The organism is Streptomyces polyasparticus, from assembly GCF_014493765.1.
Taxonomy (GTDB): domain Bacteria; phylum Actinomycetota; class Actinomycetes; order Streptomycetales; family Streptomycetaceae; genus Streptomyces; species Streptomyces polyasparticus.
In genome coordinates this window covers 169,808-188,797 of sequence record NZ_JACTVJ010000012.1, presented here as the reverse complement: position 1 = coordinate 188,797, position 18,990 = coordinate 169,808, and the positions used below count along the sequence as shown (strand labels likewise).

Sequence of the window (18,990 nt, the reverse complement as noted above, 5' to 3'; positions counted from 1 at the left end):
GGGAGGGGCGGACGTCGCGCGGGCCGGCCGGTGGTTACTTCATGCCGGCGGTGGCGATGCCCTGGGTGAAGTGCCGCTGGAGAACGGCGAAGACGAGCAGCACGGGCAGGACGACCAGGAGCGAACCGGCCATGAGCATGCCGTTGGCGCCGCCCACCGTGCGGTTGGGGTCGTTGGCGAAGGTCGCGAGGGCTACCGGGAGTGTGTACTTCTCGGGGTCGTTGGTCGCGATCAGGGGCCAGATGAAGTTGTTCCAGGACCCGAGGAACGTGAAGATCGTCAGCGTGGCGAGGGCCGGCTTGACCAGCGGAAGCACGATCCGCCAGAAGATGTACCACTCGCCGGCGCCGTCCATCCGCGCCGCTTCGAGCAGCTCGTCGGGGATGGCCTGCATGAACTGCCGCATCAGGAAGACACCGAACGCGCCGGCCGCGAAGGGCAGGACGAGCCCCGCATACGTGTCGAGCAGATTCAGCTGGTTGATGAGGACGAACAGCGGCAGGACCATCAGGTTCGCCGGCACCATCAGGGCGGCCAGCACGATCCCGAACACCTTCGAGCGCCCGGTGAAGTTCAGCTTCGCAAGTGCATAGCCGAGCATCGAGCAGAACAGGAGATTGCATACGGTCACGAGGACCGCGACGATCACCGAGTTCAGGAAGTACTGCGGCATGTCCAACTGGTCGAGCAGATCCCGGAAGTTCTGCAGGGTCCACTCGGACGGCAGCCACACCGGCGGGCTGGCGGTGAGGTCCTTCTTCGTCTTGAAGGCGCTCAGCGCCATCCAGAGGAAGGGCGTGGCCATCACCAGGAGACCGAGCGAGGCGACCACGTACAGGACCGGCTTGCTCACGCGGCCCTGGCGCCGGGGGCGGCTCGGGCCGGTGACCTGCCTGTTGCCGTCCGGGGCGGTGGCGGGTGCGACGGTGGGTGCGGCGCTCATTTCGTGTTGTCCTTCATCAGTCGCAGCTGCAGCACCGTGATGGCCATGATCACCACGAAGAGGACATACGCCATGGCGCTCGCGTAGCCCATGTTGAAGAAGCTGAAGCCCTGCTTGTACATGTCGAGGGACACGGTGAGCGTGGCGTCCGAAGGGCCGCCCTGCGTCATCACGAAGGGCTCCTCGAAGACGTTGAGGTAGCCGATGGTCGTGATCACCGTGGCGTACAGGAGCGTCGGGCGAAGCAGCGGCACCGTGATGCGGCGCAGCTCCTGCCAGGCGTTCGCCCCGTCGAGCCGGGCCGCCTCGCGCACCTCCTGCGGGATGGCCTGCAGACCCGCGATCATCAAGACCATGACGGTGCCGAGGTTGCGCCACACCGCCATCGCGATCAGGGACGGCATGGCCCAGGTCTCCGAGCCGAGGAAGTCCGGTGCTGTGAAGCCGAGTTCGTCGCCGAGGCCGGCGATGAGCCCGTCGGACGGATCGAGGACGAAACGCCACACGATCGCCACGGCGACGATCGTCGTGACCACGGGAGCGTAGAAGCCGACGCGGAAGAAGGTGCGGGCCCGGTCGATGCCGTTGTTGAGCAGCACCGCGACGAGCAGGCCGAGCCCGATGGTCAGCGGTACCCCGACGACCACGAAGTAGGCCGTGTTGAACAGGGCCTTGAGGAACTGCTCGTCGCCGAACAGCTTCACGTAGTTCTCGAAGCCGATGAACTCGGCGTCCAGCGGGCGCCTCACATGCCGCTGCCCGAAGTCGGTGAAGCTCATCAGGAGCGTCGCGAGGATCGGGAAGAGCATGAAGACGCCGAACAGCACCAGGAACGGGGTGGAGAACAGCCAGCCGGCCAGGTTCTGCTTCCCCGTCGAGCGCCTTCTGCGCCGACCGTCGCTGCGGTCGGGGCCGCCGCCCGGGGCCTTGACGGCCCCGGACTTGGCGGGAGTGGGTGTCGTGGTGGACATGGTCCGTCCTTCGGGCTTCCGGCCTGCGGTGCCGGGGGTGGTGAGTGACGTCGCGAGGCGGCTACTTCGCCACGAGGCCCTCGATCTCGCCGTTGGCGGCGTCGAGCGCGCTCTTCGCGGAGGCCTTGCCCTGGACGGCCTTCTCGATCGCGGTGTCGATCTTCGAGGTGATCTCGGTCCACTTGGGCTGGGCCGGCGAGGCCTTGGCCGACTCCATCTGGGTCTTCCAGACCTGCATGGCCGGGTCGGAGGCGAGGTCGCCCGACTTCCAGGCGTTCACGTTGGCCGGGAGGTCCTTGGTGCGCTCGTACCAGTCGGCCTGGCCCTTCGCGTCCGTGAGGTACTTGATGAACTCCTGCGCGGCGGCCTTGTGCTCGCTGTCCGCGGAGATCGTGAGGGCCGAGCCGCCCGCCATGGCGCTGGAGGACTCGTCGGTGGGCACGTTGGCGACGGCCCACTTGCCCTTCAGGTCCGGGTAGTTCTCGTCGATCAGGCCCATGATCCAGGGGCCGCCGAAGAACATCGGCACGGAGCCGTTGTTGAAGTCCTTGGTGACGTCGTAACCGGGACGCACCGACTTCTCGCTCAGGCCCTTGTCGAAGTAACTGGCGTAGTTCTCCAGGGCCTTGACGGCGGCAGGACTGTTGGCGACGGCCTTGCCGTCCTGCGTGACGATCTCGCCGCCGGCGGAGTACAGGAACTGGTAGAAGCTCTGCACGGTGTCGAGTCCGCCGGGCTGGATCGAAAGACCCCACTTGGTCCCGGCATTGTCCTTGTACTTCTGTGCGGCCTGCTGCAGCTCCGCCATCGTGGCCGGGGCCTTGTCGATGCCCGCCTTCTGCGCGAGATCGGTGCGGTAGAAGAGGACCCGGGTGTCGACGTACCACGGCACGCCGTACGTCTCGCCCTCGTACTGGCTCTGCTTCCAGCCGGCCGGGAAGAAGTCCTTCTCCTGGAAGGTCTTGGTGTCGACGGGCTCGAGGGCGCCCATGTCCGCGAACTCGGTCATGTAGCTGCCGCCCATCTGCATCACGTCGGGCAGCTTGCCCGCAGCGGCGGCGGCGACCAGCTTCTGGTGGGCGACGTCCCAGCCGATCGGGGTGACCTTCACCTGGATGTTCGGGTTGGCCTTCTCGTAGACCTTCGCGACATCGGCGAGCTTCTCGCCCTCGGTGCCCATCGCCCACACGCTCAGCGTCTGCTTCGAGTCGGCCGAGACTTGTGAACCGTCCGAGCCGCCGCAGGCGGTAAGGGTCAGCGCGGACGCCAACGTGAGGGCCACGGCAGCTTTGGTGGCGGCGCGGGTCATGGAGGGCTCCTCCTTGAGCGTTTCCGATGTATGCGCTGTCTGTAAGCGCATACATAACTCTGTGGCAACCGCTCGGGTGTGACAAGGGGGGCCTTGGTCACACTCCCGTAACGGGAGGGGGATGGTGCCGGTTGTTTGCTAAACGAAAGTACCTGGCGGGTCGTGGTGGGGGGTGGGGTGGCCTGGTCGAAGGGGCGTGCGGGTGGGGGATTGAGGGTGGGGATTGAGGGTGGGGATTGAGGGTGGGGATTGAGGGGTGGGCATCGTCGGGTCTGTGGGGATGGTCAGGGCGTCGGGGAGGGCAGGGGTGTGGCTGGGCGGTGGCTGCTGCCTCACCCGCTGCGGACCGGACTGCCGCGGGACTCTCCTCGTGGGCACTCCGACTGCTGCCTCTTCCGCTGCGGACCGGTCTGCCACCGAGGCCTTCTCGCCTGGTCTCGGCTATTGCCTGTCCCGCGCTGGACCGGATTGCCGCCGGGCTCTTTCACCAGGCACTCGGCTGCTGGCTCTCCTGCCGTGGACCGGACTGCCGCCAAGCCGTCCTCGCTGAGCGCCTGACCCTGGCGGACGTCGACCTGCCAGCTGCTCCGCCTGGCCCATCTCGGCCCCGCGTCGATCCGGGACGCGTTCGAGCGCTTTACGTGCGATCCGGGATCCGGACTTCGGGATCCGTGCTCCGGGATCCGGGCTCCGCGATCCGGGCTCCGGGCTCCGCGATCCGGGCTCCCGGATCCGGGCTCCGAGCTCCCGGCTCCGGGCTCCGGGCTCCGGTGGGCGTGTCGTAGGTGGGGTGGGCAGGCTGAGGTAGCCGGGTGCATACCGCGCAGATCTGCTTCGTGAGCGCGGTCCGGGGCTCGCGTGGCCGAGCGCCTTCCCGTCCTCACACTCCGGCCGCTTTCGGGGGTCTCGACCGCGTCGGCGCCCCTGGTCCAGTTCGCCGGGGTACGCGAGGTTGTTGGCCGAGTCCAGGTCGTCCCGGGACGTCGAGTCGTCGAAGAAGCCGAGCGCTGGGTGGTGCCCGTAGGGGCTCGAGTAAGTGCCCGCGGGGCGCTGGAGGATCGGCGGCGTCAGTCTTCCGCGGTGGTGTCGGCCCCGGTGTGTTCGTAGATCCATCCCGCCGAGGCGTCGGGGGCTCGGGCTGCCAGGTAGGTGTGTTTGGCGGCGGGGTTTCCAGATCCCGGTGCTCGACCGGCGCGGACTCGGAAGCCTGTGGGCGGCAGTCCTGTCTCGTCGAGCTCGACGATTTTGGTTCACCCGTTGTAAGGGCCGCCGACGATCTTGATGCCGACGGTGTTATTGACGATCTCGCCCGCGAGCCAGCGCCGGATGAGTGTCAGGTGCTCGGGATTCTCGCCCCTCATGCCCGAAGCTGACCATGGGCTTGAGCGGAGGGCAAGCAGGGGTCAAGTCGCCCGAACAGGAAGGGGCTTGTAGAGGGTTCCGTCGCAGACCATGGCGAGCAAGACGCCGGTCCGGCGCCGGGCGAGGCAGGTATCTGGAGTAGCCGGGCGGTCGGAGGGGTGGGCAAGGCGGGCAGCCGGGGTGGCCGGGCGGTCGGCGGGGTGGGCAGGGCGGGCAGCCGGGGTGGCCGGGCGGTCGGCGGGGTGGGCAGGGCGGGGAGCCGGGGTGGCCGGGTGGTCAGCGGGGTGGGCAGGGCGGGGAGCCGGGCGGTCAGGGGTGGAGGCCGGTGATTAGGGTCATGCTCATGACCCGCACCGGTACAGCCTTCGCGCACGACTTCCCGTTCGACCCGGCCTACGGCAGCACGCTCGACGATCTGTTGGCCGTGCCGGTCCCCGAAGCCCCCGCGGACTTCGACGACTTCTGGCGCGAGCGCCATGCCAGGGCGCTGCGTGTGCGGCCCGCCCCCGAGGTGGGACGCGTCGTGGAGGAGCGCGACGGTGTACGCGTCCACGAGGTCACGTACACCTCGGTCGGGGACGTCCGCCTGGGCGGCTGGCTGGTACTGCCGGCGGCAGGACCGGTGGAGCACGGGTTCGTCATCGGCCACGGCTACGGCGGCCGCGACGAACCCGGCCGCGACGTCCCCCTGCCGCTGCCGCGGTCGGCGGCCCTCCTGCCCTGCGTACGCGGCATGGGAACGCGCGGCCTGCAGCCCGGAATCCCGTCCGTATCCGACGAGCATGTCCTGCACGGCATCACCGCGCGGGAGTCGTACGTCATCGGCGAATGCGTCGCCGATCTCTGGTGCGCGGCGACGGCCTTGCTGGAACTGGTGCCCGGCCTGGCGCCGCGGCTCGGCTACCTGGGGGAGAGCTTCGGCGGCGGCCTCGGCGCGCTGGCGCTGCCGTGGGACGAACGGTTCGCGGCGGGCCAGCTCACCGTCCCGACGTTCGGCAACCATCCGCTGCGGCTGACCCTGGACTGCGTGGGCAGCGGTGCCACGGTGCGCCGGTATCACGCGCAGCACCCTGAAGTGCTCGACGTACTGCGGTACTTCGACGCGGCGACGGCCGCGACCCGGATCCGCAAGCCGGTGCTCGCGGCGCCCGCGCTGTTCGATCCGTCGGTGCCGCCGCCGGGCCAGTTCGCCGTGTACAACGGCCTGCCGGCCGACTCCGGGCGCGCACTCCACGTACTGGACGCGGGGCACTTCGAGTGGCCCGGGGCGAAGGCTTCCACGGCCGAACTCGCGCGTGCGAAGGGGGAGTTCTTCGGGCGGGTGTTGGGTCGGAAGGGCTGAGCGGAGGAGGAGCTCAGGTGGGGCTGGGCGGGGGAGGAGCTCAGGCGGCGCTGAGCGGGGGAGGAGCTCGGCTCGGGTGGAGGGGTGAGCGGCGGATGGTTGGAGCTGGGTGGAATCCGACCGTCCGCCACAAGGTGACCGTCGTCTAAGGGGTGACGGTCCGTCACAAGGCGGTCGTCCGGAGCGAGGTGGCGATCCACCGTGAGGCGGCCGTCCGGAGGGATGTGGCGGTCCGCGACGAGTGACCGTTCGGTCCGAGGTGGCGATCCACCGTGAGGCGGCCGTCCGGAGGGATGTGGCGGTCCGCCACGAGTGACCGCTCGGTCCGAGTCGACCGTCCTCGTCGCGGCCGTCAACGAGCGGCTGTGACCAGGCGACTCAAGGCGGGAAGCACGCCCCGCAGGTCGTCGTCGTCCACCGCGACGGTTGCCGCATCGCGCGCTCCCGCCGAGGCGTTGAATGCCACGCTGACCCCGACCGACGCGAACAGCGGCAGGTCGGAGCGGCTGTCTCCGACGGCCGCGCACGAACGGGGAGCCAGCCCCAACTCCCGTATCTGCGTGAGAGCGAAATCGCGTTTGCCGTACTCGTTGGAGTGGCGGGCGACCCGGCCCGTGAACCGGCCGTCGACGGTCTCCAGCCGAGGACCGCTGAACGCGTGGAAGCCGAAGCGGTCGGTCAGGTAGCTGCCGACCGGCGACCAGGCGAGGGTGGCCAGGACGGGCACCAAGCCGTTGTGCCGACACCAGGCCACGGTCTCCGGAATGCCCGAGACCAAGGGAAGCCCGTCGAGCCAGCCGGCGACCTGATCTTCGGGAGTCCCCTTCCAGCCCGCGGCATCCAGTTCGGAGACCTGCCGGTTGTCCATGGCGCCGCGGGCGTAGGCGTCCTCAGCCTCGGCCAACTCGTCCCGGTGGCCGAGGAACCCGGCCAGAAACACCGACGAACTCGTACCTGGGACGAGAGTGCCGTCGACGTCGAAGAACACAGCACCTACGTGATCGGATGAGAGCACCGACCAAGGATGCCACTGGCTGACGCCGGGGCGGGGGTGTCCCTCCCACTCGCGGTGCACGTCCAGGGGCGGGGCGAGCCGCTGGTCAAGCGGCCAGGTTCAGGAGTGATGCCAGGCAGAAAGAATTACCAGGTGGCGTCTCCACCGAGCCCCGTGATCACGGACGGGGACGTTCGCGCGGCGGGTTCACCCCGATCGAAGCCAGACCCCACGCGACCAGGACTGTCACGAGTCCTAGAAGAACGTCATGTCCCAGTCGCCCGAGATCAGGGCCCGCACGGCTTCCTCGAACCCGTGCGCGACCCGCTGAACTCCTGCGTCACCGCCGAGGACGATGTCACCGTTCTCTGCGAGGAGAACCATCTCCTCGGTCTCGAAGGCGATGCCCACCGGCAGGGCGGACATGCCGAGGCGCTTCTCGAAGTACCGCACGTTCGGCGCAAATGCCTCAGCGGCCTCCTCGACCGAGACCGTCAGCGACGTCTCGTCTCCGGTGACATGCGACGGCCAGAAGACCGTGGTCTCGCCGTACGTCCCGAGGAACTCCACGAGCTCGTCGGTGACATCGAAGCCCGCCTGCTCATAGGCCCGACGGGCCGCCTCGACGTCCACAGGGCTGCATGCGACGCGCGAGGCACCGGCGAACACCCTGCCGAAGGACTCCTCCCTCGCCCTGCTGTGCTCGTCACTCATACGGTGTGCAACTTTCTGACCATGCCCGGCTCTCACGCCTTGCAGTTCTTACGCATGGCGAATGACTCGCCCTCTTGATTGCCGGTCACGATATCGAGGCCGCTCAGATCGTCTCCCGTCGATCAGAGCCTTCGCGCACATGCGAGGCTCGCCGCACATGACTGCCGGCCGGCCGTTGGCATGCGAGGGCGGGGCGAGCCTCTGCTCAGGCAGCTCGGCAGCCGCAGCTCGCCCGGCGTGCCACGGAAACCGGCAGCGTCATGGACACCGGGTCCTCCGTCTTTCCCTGCGCCCGGTCGCTCAGCCTGCGCACCAGGAGCTCGACCGCCTCCTCGCCCATCCGCCGCATCGGCTGGCGGACGGTGGTGAGCGCGGGCCGCACCAAGCGGCTGAGGGCGATGCCGTCGAACCCGGTCACGGCCACGTCCTGCGGCACCCGCAGCCCCCGCCGGTCCAGCGTGTGCAGCGCGCCCACGGCCATCTGGTCGTTGGCGAAGAGCAGTGCTTCGGGACGTTCCCCGGGCCGGTCGAGCAGCGCCTCGGCCGCTCGCGCGCCCTCCGCCTGCGTCATCATCGCCACCCTTAGATCCGGCTCGGCACCGACCTCGATCCCCGCGGCCCGGCACGCCTCGACGTAGCCGCGGAACCGCGCCTCGACATCCGGCGACTCCTCGGCGAACCCGACGTATGCGAGCCGCCGCAAGCCGTGGTCCTCGATCAGATGGCGGGTGAGCTCCCGCTGGCCGTCCGCGTTCGCGACCTCGATGTGGTCGAGGTGGTCGAGATCGTTCGACTCGCGCGGTCCGGCCAGCATCACGACCGGCTGACGACGCGAGATCACCTCGAGCTCCTCCGTCGGTACGGTGCGGGCGAGCACGGCGAAACCGTCGACGCGGCCCGCGACCTTCGCGACGAGGCTCTCGGGGCCGCCCTTGAGGGACGCGGCGATCAGCAGTGCGTAGCCGTGGCGTCGTGCGGCACGCTCCATGCCGCGGATGATCTGGTCGGAGTAGAGCATCGCCGCTTCGTCGTCGGCCTCGTCCCCATGGCCGCCGGCCCCGGCTTCGGCCTCCGATTCCGCGTCCGGGTCGGAGTAGTCGGGAAAGCAGAGACCGAGCACGCCGGTGGAACGGCTGGCGAGCCCGCGCGCGTTGCCGCTGGGCACGTAACCGAGATCGCGCGCGACTGCGAGCACCCGCTCCCGCGTCTGTGCGCGGACCGAGTCGGGGTTGCGGTAGACCCGGGAAACGGTGGCGATCGAGACGCCGGAACGCTCGGCGACGTCGTACACCGTGGGGGTGGTGCTCACGGAATGGGGCCCCCGAGTCCTTCGCATGGGCAACAGGTGAATGAAAGCGCATTCATCTTAGGTGGGGGTGTGGTACGCGGGCAAGGCAGGGGCGAGGGCGGGGGAGGTGTGCGGACCTGGCATCGTGGCGGGGGTGATGAGTATGCCCCCCTCGCAGCCGTCGGCCCCTGATCGCGCGCTGGCAGCTGTACGCCTCCCCCGCTACACGAAGGCCGAGCTGGAGGAGATCCTCGGCGGCGGCGAAGACCCCTTCGGTGTGGCTGAGTTCGGCCTGACCTGGCTGCCCAAGGAAGATCACTTCGGAGTCAAGGACGGCGCCCGCCTGGTGGCCCACGCCGGTCTGCGGCGCCTGCCGATCGCCGTGGGTGGCGTGGCGACAGAGGTGATCGGGGTCGGGGGAGTGGCGGTCGCACCCGATGTACGGGGCCGAGGCCTCGCTCGTACGGTGGTCGGCGCGGCACTCGACCACGCCCGGACGATGGGGCCCCGGCACGCGCTCCTGTTCTGCAGGCCACCCCTGGTGGGGCTGTATCAGCGCCTCGGATGGCGTGTGATCGAGGGAGAGGTGCTCGTGGAGCAGCCCGGATCCCGCGTGGTGACCATGCCGTTGCGCACCATGGTGACTCCCTTGCACAAGGACGCTTCCTGGCCGTCGGGTCCGGTTCGTCTGCGGTCCCTCCCGATGTGACCTGAGCGTCTTCAGTGAAAGGGCAGTTGGCGAGCAGCCAGGCGAGTAGTGTCATGGCTACCGTGGGTGGCGCGCGTTGTTGGCGCAGCGAGAGGTCATCGGGCGGATAGAACAGGGCCCGGGAGTGCCCACCGCCAGCGGATTCATCAGCGGTCTTTCCGCTTTTCCTGCATCGCGCTCGCCGTGCGCCTTCGTCGGCTTCCTTGCCTAGACCCACGCTTTCGGCTTCACGATGCGTCCTCTTCGGAGTTGAGATGGACGCGACATCGCTCAACGGCTCACCCAGCCTCAAGACCGACCCCGAGACCTCCACGTTGTGGCTGGGCGGCGCCCTCACCGGCGCATACAAGGCCTCCGTGACCCGAGACCTGGCGGTGCTGCTCGCCGAAAGGCGCCACGACATCACCGTCGATCTCACTCGAGTCACCTGCATTTCGAACAGCATGCTGGAGGTGTTCACTGCGATCGCTTCTCTCCTGACACCACCGCGCAGGCTGATCATGCGCGCCCCTGCGGACCTGGAGATTCCTGGCCGCCTCGCCACACGGCTGCCGAACCCTGAGACCTTGGCCCAGAGAATGGCTGTCCACGAGGAATGACCCGTTGACCAACGACCCCCGCAGTGTGGGTGTTGGGACTGTCAGAAAGATCGTGTAAGCCCGGTGTGACCGGTCTGGCGTGAGACGTGGTCTCTGCCGGGAAGGATCACGATGGGCAACAGGGATGAACGGCCGATCGTACGCACGGGAGCCGAGTTGGCACGACTGTCCAAGCAGGACCAGGAGTTGGCTCAGCAGCTGGTGGAGCGGGCCCGCAGCGAAGGGCTGAACCTGGTCGGGGAGAACGGGCTGCTCAAAGGGCTGGTGAAGCTGGTCCTGGAGGGCGCCTTGGAGGCCGAGATGAGTGATCACCTCGGCTACGAGCGAGGAGATCTGGCCGGGCACGGCAGCGGGATCTCCCGCAACGGCAGCTCGCGGAAACGGGTGTTGACCGATGTCGGGGCGGTCGATATCGAGGTGCCCCGGGATCGAGCCGGGAACTTCGAGCCGGCGGTCGTGCCCTAGGCGGTGTCTTCAATTGATCTTGAGTGGTGGATCATGGTCGGGTGATACGTCGCCATGAACTGTCTGACGAGGAGTGGGAGTTCGTCTCACCGCTGCTGCCCGCGTCCTTGCGGGGCCGCAAGCGGTTGGATGACCGAAGGGTCCTCAACGGGATCGTGTGGAAGTTCCGTACCGGCACGGCATGGCGGGATGTGCCCGAGCGGTATGGGCCGTGGCAGACACTCCACACCCGCTTCCGGCGGTGGGCGCTGGATGGAACCTTCGAGCGGCTGCTGCGGGCCGCGCAGGCCAGGGCGGACGCGGCCGGAGACATCGACTGGCTGGTCTCGGTCGACTCCACCGTCGTGCGCGCCCACCAGCACGCGGCCGGGGCTCGAAAAGGGGGCTCCGCCCGCCGGCGCTCGGACGCTCCCGGGGAGGGTTGACCAGCAAAATCCACCTGGCCTGCGACGCCTTCGGCCGCCCGCTCGCCTTCACGGTCACCGGCGGGAACGCCAACGACTGCACTCAGTTCACCGCCGTAATGGAGGCGATCCGGGTGCCCCGGCTCGGGCCAGGCCGGGCCCGGGTCAGGCCCGCCCACGTGCTGGGAGACAAGGGCTACAGCTCCCGTGCCATACGGACCTGGCTGCGACGTCGCGGCATCAGCCACACCATTCCCGAGCGCGTCGATCAGGTCCGCAACCGGCTCCGACGCGGCAGCCGGGGCGGGCGCCCGCCGACTTTCGACAAGCAGCTCTACAAGCGGCGCAACGTCGTGGAACGGTGCTTCAACCGCCTCAAGCAGTGGCGCGGCATCGCGACCCGCTACGACAAGACCGTCGAGTCCTACCAGGCAGCAGTCACCCTCGCCTCGCTCCTGATGTGGGCGTGACATTTGAAGACAACTCCTAGCATCAACGACGGGTGGAAGGTTTCGACGAGGCGATCTTGTCGCTCTATGCGAAGGGACTGACCACGGGTGAGATCCAGGCCCATCTCGCAGAGATCTACGACATCGACGTGTCACGGGACCTGATCTCGCGGGCCACGGGCAAGGTCACCGAGGAACTCGACGCCTGGCGGCAGCGACCACTGGATCGCACCTACGCGGTGTTGATGATCGACGCGATTGTGCTGAAGATCCGCGATGGCGCGGTCGCGAACCGACCCGTGTATATCGCGGTCGGCATCAACATCGAGGGCGAACGGGACGTGCTCGGGATGTGGGTCGGCTCCGGCGGCGAGGGAGCCACGCAGTGGATGGCTTGGCTCGCGGAGCTGAAGAACCGCGGCATCGAGGACGTCCTGATCGCCTGCTGCGACGGCCTGAAGGGCCTGCCCGACTCGATCAACAGCATCTGGCCGATGGCCGACATCCAGCTGTGCGTCGTGCACATGGTCCGCAACTCACTGAAGTACGCGTCCACCAAGCACTGGTCGCAGATCGCGAAGGGACTCCGCCAGGTCTATACGGCAGCCACCGCGGATGCCGCCGAGGCCCGGTTCGCCGAGTTCGAAGAGCTCTGGGGCAAGAGGTATCCGGCGCTGATCGCGGTCTGGCGCCGCAACTGGGAGCACTTCGTCATGTTCCTCAGGTTCCCGCCTGAGATCCGGAAGATCGTCTACACCACGAACATGATCGAGAGCCTCAACTCCCGCTTCCGGCAGGCGACTCGGCGGCGCGGGCACTTCCCGAAGGAGGAGGCCGCGCTGAAGGTGCTCTACCTCGTGATCCGTGATCGGCAGCCGAACCGGCGCAACCCACCGGGCGGACCCATAATTGGAAGGAGGCGATCAACGTCCTCGCCGGCTACTACGGCGACCGCGTCACCGAGAACCAGTAGACACAGAAGCAGCGTCACAACCAGGGCTTACACAAAGAATCAGACACTCCCTCGACCGGGTGTCCGCCCCCACCCGCGACCGGTTCATTGCCTCGTTTCGCGAAGCGCTCCAGCGGCTCCTGGCCGCTGAGCGGCCAGGGTGAGCGTCGGGTGCGTGGGCCGCTCGGCGGGCACGCCCGCCGAGGCCGTCACAGAGCGCGGCCGGTCGAGTTGACGCGTTGGAGGGCGCGGGCCCGGTCGAGGACGCCCCGGGCACCGCCGGCGGTCCTGGCTTCTCTGACGACCCGTGCGAGGTCCCGGTCCGCCCGTGCGGACCGGACCTGCGGATAGCGGGCAAGGAACTCGTTCCAGTGGACCGTCGCCTCGTCCCAGCGGTGCTGGCGGTGGAACACGCTGCCGAGCCGGCGATGGGTGAGAGCCCGCGCGAGATGCTGGGTGCGAGGTTGGGCCGCGAGCGCCTCACGGTAGGCATCGGCCGCACCGTGGTTGTCGCGCAGCGCGAAGAGGAGCTCCCCGCGTTGGTAGTGAAGGCCTGCGACCGGGTAATGAGTGAACGCGTCCGCGCCGGTGTCGCCGTGCAGCCGATAGGCCCTTTCCGCCGCGCGCAAGGTGTCCAGCGCGGTTGCCTGCCGTCTGCTGTGGGCGAGGACGAGGGCCTGCTGCCCGAGGACGAACGCACGGACGGCCGGGGCGGCTTGCTCGCTGTTACGCAACGCCTGTGTGATCAGTTCCTCCGCCCTGGCCGTAGCGCCCTGTGCCAGAGCCTGCGCGCTCATCGCGCGCAGAGTGATGGCGTAGAGGCCGCGGTCCTGGCCGAGCCGGGCCAGCAGCAAGGCGGCACGGTGATAGCGCAGGGCAAGTCCGGCCCGGCCTTCGTCGGCCGTCATGGCCGCCAAGGTGTACGCGAGGCGGGCGCACACGATGAGGTGCGCCGCAGCCTGCCGCGGCCGCCTCATCACCTGCGCGGATGCCGCCTCGTCGGCGACATAGCGTTCGAGGGCAGTACGCCCGTGGCTGCCATAGCGGCACAGCAGGGTGTCGGACATCTCCGATACGAGGTGAAGGCGGGCCACTGGTTCCTCCGAGAGCCCGGGGGAAGTGGTGCGCGTGCGGGGGTGCCACCCGGGGTCGCGGACGCGCTCGACGGCCGACGGACCGGTGAGCGGAGGTGCCTTGCCGGTGTTCTGGTGGCGGCACAACTTCACCAGGCTCTCCAGTACTTCGCGCGGCCCGGCGTGAAGTCCCGGAGCAGGGGCGGGGGAGTCGTCCGTGGCCATGTCGAGATCGGCCGGGGTGACGAGCCGCCCGCAGCGCTGCGCGAATACCTGCGCCATCACTTGCACGACCGGTTCCTTGGGCCTCGATCCTTTGAGCCAGTGCGCCACGGAGCTGCGGTCGTAGCGCAGACGCAGCCCATGATGCGCACCGAGGTCGTTGACCGCGAGAGCCAACTCCCCGTAGGTCCATCCCGATTCGGCAAGGAGCGCGGCCAGTGCGCGATTGGGCTGCCGGGTCACCGGGCCCCGTCCCACGGAGACTGCGGAAGAGCACTCGGGCGGAGCCCACCGAGGAGCGCCGACGCCGCGGTCTCCCCAAGAGACGAGGCGAGCCCGTGATGGGGCCTGCCTCGGTGAGCGGGACCACCCTTGCCGTCGGACATAGGAGCCATGCGCATCACCTTGCCCTGGGGGGCGTGTTCTCAGTCGTGATGCCCATGGGCGCACTGAGGCATCAGCGAAGGAGACGCACTCCCCGAAAGCGCCGGGTTCGGCAGGCCACCACCAGGAGGCCCATGTCCCAACGCCCGCGCAACGACTGCCAGGCGGCAGCCCGCGCTCAGCGCAGAGCCGCACCCCCGCCGTGCGACAGCAGGGCCAGATCCGAACGATACGGAAGCCCCTCCCAGTCCCCGCGCGTCCCGACACAGAAGGCACCCGCCGTCGCCGCGCGGCGCAGTCGGTCCGCGACGGGGAGGCGCTCCAGGGCCCCGGAGAGGTATCCGGCGACGAACGCGTCACCCGCCCCGACGCTGTCCACCGCTGTCACATCGAGCGCGGGCTGGTGCAGCCGTCCGTCGGGTGTGAGGCAGTGGGCGCCCTTCGCGCCCGCCGTGACGACGACCTCGGCCACGCCGTCTGCCAGCAGCATCTCGCCCGGGTTGCTCGCCGAACTCAGCAGGTCGAGCTCGTCCTCGGACGCGAAGACCGTGTGCACGTACGGTACGAGCTCGCGCAAGGCGGCGGCCGCAGCAGGCCGGGACCACAGCCGGGCGCGGTAGTTGACGTCGAGCGTGACCCGCACCCCGGCCCGGTGCGCGGCGCGCGCGGCGGCCAGGGTGGCCTCGCGTGCCGTGGAGGAGAGCGCGGGGGTGATGCCGGTGAGGTGCAGCAGGCGAGGGGCGGCCGCATTGACCGCGGCGACGCATTCCGCCGCGGTCAAGGTGGAACCCGCGGAGCCGGCGCGGTGGTAGCTGACCCTGGTGAGGTCGTGCGCGGGCTGGTCGAAGGCGATGAAACCGGTGAAGTCTGCCTCAGAGGTACGGACGAACCGGGTCCCGACTCCCTCGGCGCGCAAGGTCCGGCGGATCAGGTTGCCGGGCTGCTCCGCGCCGACCACGCCGACCCAGGACACCTCGTGGCCGAGCCGGGAGAGCCCGATCGCCACATTCGTCTCCGAACCGGCGATGGACAGGTGGGCGGCGCCCCCGAGTTCGAGGGGTGCCGCGGTGCGGATCGACGCCATGGCTTCGCCGATCGTGAGGGCCGTCGCCGTCATGTGGGTGTTCCCTTCACTGCTCTCGGTGGTGCTGCTGCCGTCGATGCCGATCTGGCTGTCGGAGCCGGTCACTGCGATCGGTGCCCGTCGGAACCCGGAGCAGGGACGCCCACTGCGGCAAGCAGCGCAGAGGCCCGAGCGGCGAGCGCATCCTGGTCCCCGCCCCTGCCCGCGTCGCCCACCAGAGGCGAGCCCACCCCGACCGCCCGCGCTCCTGCGGCCAGGTATGCGGGGGCGCTCTCGGCATCGACGCCCCCGACCGCGACGAGCGGGGCATCGGGAAGCGGTGCGAGCAACTCGCGTATGTAGCGCGGGCCGTGGACTCCCGCGGGGAAGATCTTGACTCCCGCCGCGCCCAGGTCCATCGCGGCGATGACCTCGGTCGGCGTCAGCGCCCCGCACAGCACGGGGAGGCCGGTCTCGACTCCGCGGCGCGCGCCGGCGGTGAGTGCGGGAGTGACGAGGAAGGAGGCTCCGGCCGCAGCTGAGGCATCGGCATCGGCCGCCTTCAGCACGGTGCCGACGCCCAGGAGTACGGAAGGCCCGTACACGGCACGGGCCTTGGTGACGGCCTCCAGCGCACCCGGCGTGGTGAGCGAGACCTCCAGGGCGGTCACTCCTGCACCCACCAGGGTGCGGATGCACTCCAGCGCATGGTCCGGGCCGCCCGCGCGGATGATCGCAAGCACCCTGCGACGGGTGAGCTCTGCCAGAAGATCCACAAGTGCTCCCTCAGCGTCTGTACGGAGTCCGTACGGGAACAGCGTCCATACCGGAAGCAGCGTCCGTACTGGAACTCGAAATAACTTAGTGGATGCTACTTTCACAATGCGCAATGGCCAAGCAATAATGCGCATGCTCAAGCCCTGAAGGAGAGTCATGCGGATCGCACAGGTGACGACCTACGTCATCAAGCAGCCGACGGAGTCGGCTTATCTCGGCAAGCTGGACGACGGCACGAGCCCCCGCGCCGACGACGGCTACTTCGTCCGGCCACCGTGGCGCAGCCTCTACTCGCCCCACATGGAGACCCTGCTGGTCTGCGTCACGACCGACGACGGCCTCGAAGGCTGGGGCGAGGCGCTGGCCCCCGTCGGCCCCGAGGTCGTCGCCGCGATCATCGACCGGATGCTGGGCCCGTGGCTGACCGGCCGCGACCCCCGCGCCGTCCGCCCCCTGTGGGACGGCATGCGCGACCTCATGCGCGAGCGGGGCCACCTGGTCGGCCACCAGGCCGACGCGCTCGCCGCACTCGACATCGCCCTGTGGGACCTGGCGGGCAAGGCCTTCGACCTCCCCGTCGCCCAACTCCTCGGCGGGGCCTACCGTACGGAGATCCCGGCGTACGTCTCCGGTCTGCCCGAGCCGACCGACGAGGGCCGCGCCCGCCTCGCCGCCGACTGGGCATCCCAGGGCGCGTTCGCCGTGAAACTGGCCGCGGGCAAGGGCGTCGACGAGGACCTCGCCACCTTCGACGCGGTGGCCGCCGCGGCACCCGGCGTACGGATCGCCGTGGACGCCCACTGGGCGTACAGCCTGGCCGAGGCCCTGGAGCTGGGCCACGAACTCGACCGCCGCCGCGCCCTGTTCTTCGAGGCCCCGCTGGCCCCCGAGGACACCGACGGACACCGCGAGCTCGCCTCCCGTATCACCACGCCCGTCGCGGTCGGTGAATCCCTGCGCAACCGCTACGAGTTCCGCGACTGGCTCTCGCGGCGCGCCCTCGGCCTCGCCCAGCCCGATGTCGCCCGCACCGGCATCACCGAGGCCATGACCATCGCCGCACTGGCCGAGGCCCATCATGTGCCGGTCGCCTGCCACCACTCCGTCGGCCTCGGTGTCGCGCTCGCGGCCGGGCTGCATGTATCGGCCGCGGTCGCCGACAGCCCGTACTTCGAATTCCAGCCCACCACCGTGCCGTTCGCGCAGCGGATCCTGCGCAAGCCGCTCGGCGCGGGTCCCACCGGGTTCACGCTGCCCGACGGCCCCGGGCTCGGCGTCGAGATCGACCGTGAGACCGTCACCGACCTCGCCAAGGAGAGCTGACCATGTCCCGCAGCAGCACGCCCACCGGCCTGATCCCCATCGTCGCCACACCGTTCACGGACGCCGGCCAGCTCGATCTCGCCTCGCTGCGCTCCCTCGTGGAGTTCGAACTCGAGTCGGGGGTCGACGGACTCGCGGTCTTCGGCATGGCGAGCGAGGGCTTCGCCCTGACCACCGAGGAGCGCACCCTCATCCTGCGCGAGGTCCGCGACGTCATCGGCGCCGACTTCCCGCTGATCGCCGGTGTCAACGGCACCAGCACCGAAATCGCCGTCGAACAGGCGCAGTCGGCGGCGGCCGGTGGCGCGGACCAGCTGATGGTGCTGCCGCCGTTCCTCGTCAAGCCCAGCCGTCAGCAGGTCATCGACTTCTACGGGCAGGTCGCCGCGGCCACCGACGCGAGCGTCATGATCCAGGACGCACCGGGAGTCACCGGAGTCCCGATCGACGTCGCCGCGATCACCACGCTCGCCGCCGTCGACGGCATCACCTCCGTCAAGGTCGAGGCACCCCCGACCCCGCTGAAGGTCGCCGCCGTCACCGAATCCGCGGGCACGTGCATCGCCGTCCTCGGCGGACAGAACGCCCTCTCGCTGCTCGAGGAGTACGACCACGGCAGCGTCGGCACCATGCCCGCCTGCGAGTTCCCCGACCTGCTGCGCACCATCCTCGACGACCTCGCCGCCGGACGCCGGGCCGCGGCACGGGCGGCGTTCGGCCGGCTGCTCCCGCTCATCCACCTCGGGATGCGCTCGGGACAGGCCTGGGCCGTGCACAAGGAGGTGCTGCGCCGGCGCGGCATCATCGCATCGGGTGCCGTACGGCTGCCGGCGCAGGTGCTCGATCCGCTGACCGCCAGGGCGCTCGACGACATCCTCGAAGATCTTCAGCTGCCCGTGCGGCATAAGGTGCGCGCATGAGCCGTGCCGTTCTGCTGATCGGGAGTACGTCACCGATCGGCCATGCCGTCGCCGAGGCTTTCACCGAGGCCGGGGACCGCGTCGTCGGGGTGTCCGTCGGCGGTGACGTCCCCGAGGCGCTTGTGGAGAACCTGACGCTCGACGTCAGCGCACCCGCGGGCGCCGACGCGGCGGTCGCCCGCACCGTGAAACGCCTCGGCGGGCTGGACGTGTTGGTGCTCGCGGCCGCCGTCATGGCGCCCGCGCGGGCGCACGAGGCCGATCCCGACGACTGGCGCCGGGCGATCGCCAATACCCTCGACACCGCGTTCTTCCCCGCCCGCGCCGCCCTGCCCGTACTCCCGGCGGGCGGCAGCATCGTCGCGATCAGCTCGGTGAACGCCACACTCGCCGCACCTTCACTGCCGGGATACGCGGCGGCCAAGTCGGGCGTGGAGGGGCTCGTCCGGCAGCTCGCGCTCGACTACGGTCCGCGCGGGGTGCGGGTCAACGCGGTCGCGCCCGGCATGATCGGCAACCACGATCTACCGCAGGTCGGCGAGGGATATCCGCTGGGGCGCGTCGGCGAGCCTTCCGATGTCGCAGGGGCCGTGCTCTACCTGGCCTCGGCCCCGTTCGTCACCGGTGTCGTCCTGCCGGTGGACGGCGGCCTGTCCATCGCCTCACCGGCCGCGTTCCTGCGCCCTGATCTGCGGGGCAAGTTGTACGGGGATACGTGAGCGGACCG

The 18,990-nt window shown here is 69.5% G+C and carries 16 protein-coding genes and 3 pseudogenes; 9 read left to right on the top strand and 10 right to left on the bottom strand.

Annotated features, from left to right (window positions below; translation table 11 throughout):
• Positions 1-34 precede the first annotated feature (34 nt).
• From H9Y04_RS25385 to H9Y04_RS48960, 4 genes are all read right to left on the bottom strand, one after another.
• Positions 35-943 carry a carbohydrate ABC transporter permease gene (locus tag H9Y04_RS25385; protein WP_236071371.1) on the bottom strand — a complete coding sequence of 303 codons (909 nt, stop codon included), beginning with the start codon at positions 941-943 and terminating at the stop codon, positions 35-37.
• Positions 940-1,914 carry a carbohydrate ABC transporter permease gene (locus tag H9Y04_RS25380; RefSeq protein WP_187816318.1) on the bottom strand — a complete coding sequence of 325 codons (975 nt, stop codon included), beginning with the start codon at positions 1,912-1,914 and terminating at the stop codon, positions 940-942. The genes H9Y04_RS25385 and H9Y04_RS25380 overlap by 4 nt, the downstream gene beginning before the upstream one ends.
• A gap of 61 nt (positions 1,915-1,975) precedes the next feature.
• Positions 1,976-3,223, bottom strand: a complete 1,248-nt coding sequence (locus tag H9Y04_RS25375; protein WP_187816317.1) for a sugar ABC transporter substrate-binding protein — start codon at positions 3,221-3,223, stop codon at positions 1,976-1,978.
• 1,067 nt (positions 3,224-4,290) lie between these two features.
• Positions 4,291-4,467, bottom strand: a complete 177-nt coding sequence (locus H9Y04_RS48960; RefSeq protein WP_498067167.1) for a DUF8847 domain-containing protein — start codon at positions 4,465-4,467, stop codon at positions 4,291-4,293.
• Positions 4,468-4,928: 461 nt separating this feature from the next.
• Between H9Y04_RS48960 and H9Y04_RS25370 the strand changes: the two genes are divergently transcribed.
• Positions 4,929-5,927: an acetylxylan esterase gene (locus tag H9Y04_RS25370; RefSeq protein ID WP_187816316.1), complete on the top strand. Its 999-nt coding sequence runs from the start codon at positions 4,929-4,931 to the stop codon at positions 5,925-5,927.
• 352 nt (positions 5,928-6,279) lie between these two features.
• Here the strand turns inward: H9Y04_RS25370 and H9Y04_RS25365 are convergent, their stop codons facing one another.
• The 3 genes from H9Y04_RS25365 to H9Y04_RS25355 all read right to left on the bottom strand — a co-directional run bounded on the left by H9Y04_RS25365 (position 6,280) and on the right by H9Y04_RS25355 (position 8,971).
• The gene (locus H9Y04_RS25365) at positions 6,280-6,942 is read right to left on the bottom strand and encodes an HAD family hydrolase (protein WP_308801096.1); all 663 of its coding nucleotides are present in this window, start codon (positions 6,940-6,942) and stop codon (positions 6,280-6,282) included.
• Between the two features lie 234 nt (positions 6,943-7,176).
• Positions 7,177-7,635: an SUKH-3 domain-containing protein gene (locus H9Y04_RS25360; protein WP_187816315.1), complete on the bottom strand. Its 459-nt coding sequence runs from the start codon at positions 7,633-7,635 to the stop codon at positions 7,177-7,179.
• A 205-nt stretch (positions 7,636-7,840) separates the two neighbouring features.
• Positions 7,841-8,971, bottom strand: coding sequence for a LacI family DNA-binding transcriptional regulator (locus tag H9Y04_RS25355; protein ID WP_187816314.1), 1,131 nt, complete (start codon positions 8,969-8,971; stop codon positions 7,841-7,843).
• A gap of 115 nt (positions 8,972-9,086) precedes the next feature.
• On the opposite strand from H9Y04_RS25355, the gene H9Y04_RS25350 reads away from it, so the two are divergent.
• The 5 genes and pseudogenes from H9Y04_RS25350 to H9Y04_RS25330 form a co-directional block, all read left to right on the top strand.
• Entirely contained in the window at positions 9,087-9,632 is a 546-nt protein-coding gene (locus H9Y04_RS25350; protein ID WP_187816494.1) for a GNAT family N-acetyltransferase, read from the top strand.
• A gap of 254 nt (positions 9,633-9,886) precedes the next feature.
• Complete coding sequence (locus H9Y04_RS25345) at positions 9,887-10,231, top strand: hypothetical protein (protein ID WP_187816313.1); 345 nt, start codon at positions 9,887-9,889, stop codon at positions 10,229-10,231.
• A gap of 111 nt (positions 10,232-10,342) precedes the next feature.
• Positions 10,343-10,693 (top strand): annotated as a pseudogene (locus H9Y04_RS25340) (transposase); the annotation flags it as partial.
• A gap of 47 nt (positions 10,694-10,740) precedes the next feature.
• Positions 10,741-11,570: pseudogene (locus H9Y04_RS25335) on the top strand (IS5 family transposase).
• A gap of 20 nt (positions 11,571-11,590) precedes the next feature.
• Positions 11,591-12,522, top strand: a pseudogene (locus H9Y04_RS25330) (IS256 family transposase); the annotation flags it as partial.
• A gap of 188 nt (positions 12,523-12,710) precedes the next feature.
• On the opposite strand, the gene H9Y04_RS25325 reads toward H9Y04_RS25330, so the two are convergent.
• From H9Y04_RS25325 to H9Y04_RS25315, 3 genes are all read right to left on the bottom strand, one after another.
• Entirely contained in the window at positions 12,711-14,039 is a 1,329-nt protein-coding gene (locus H9Y04_RS25325; RefSeq protein ID WP_187816310.1) for an NsdA family TPR-like regulatory protein, read from the bottom strand.
• Positions 14,040-14,358: 319 nt separating this feature from the next.
• Positions 14,359-15,369 (bottom strand): sugar kinase, encoded by a 1,011-nt coding sequence (locus H9Y04_RS25320; protein ID WP_308801094.1) that lies wholly within the window; start codon positions 15,367-15,369, stop codon positions 14,359-14,361.
• A complete protein-coding gene (locus tag H9Y04_RS25315) occupies positions 15,366-16,019 on the bottom strand; it encodes a bifunctional 4-hydroxy-2-oxoglutarate aldolase/2-dehydro-3-deoxy-phosphogluconate aldolase (RefSeq protein ID WP_187816309.1) in 654 nt (217 codons plus the stop codon). The genes H9Y04_RS25320 and H9Y04_RS25315 overlap by 4 nt, the downstream gene beginning before the upstream one ends.
• 157 nt (positions 16,020-16,176) lie before the next feature.
• Here H9Y04_RS25315 and H9Y04_RS25310 point away from each other — a divergent pair, with 157 nt between their 5' ends.
• The 3 genes from H9Y04_RS25310 to H9Y04_RS25300 are packed head-to-tail and all read left to right on the top strand — an operon-like array spanning position 16,177 to position 18,982.
• Entirely contained in the window at positions 16,177-17,343 is a 1,167-nt protein-coding gene (locus tag H9Y04_RS25310; protein WP_187816308.1) for a mandelate racemase/muconate lactonizing enzyme family protein, read from the top strand.
• A gap of 2 nt (positions 17,344-17,345) precedes the next feature.
• The gene (locus H9Y04_RS25305) at positions 17,346-18,263 is read left to right on the top strand and encodes a dihydrodipicolinate synthase family protein (protein WP_187816307.1); all 918 of its coding nucleotides are present in this window, start codon (positions 17,346-17,348) and stop codon (positions 18,261-18,263) included.
• A complete protein-coding gene (locus H9Y04_RS25300) occupies positions 18,260-18,982 on the top strand; it encodes an SDR family NAD(P)-dependent oxidoreductase (RefSeq protein WP_187816306.1) in 723 nt (240 codons plus the stop codon). Before H9Y04_RS25305 ends, H9Y04_RS25300 begins: the two co-directional genes overlap by 4 nt.
• Positions 18,983-18,990: the final 8 nt, after the last annotated feature.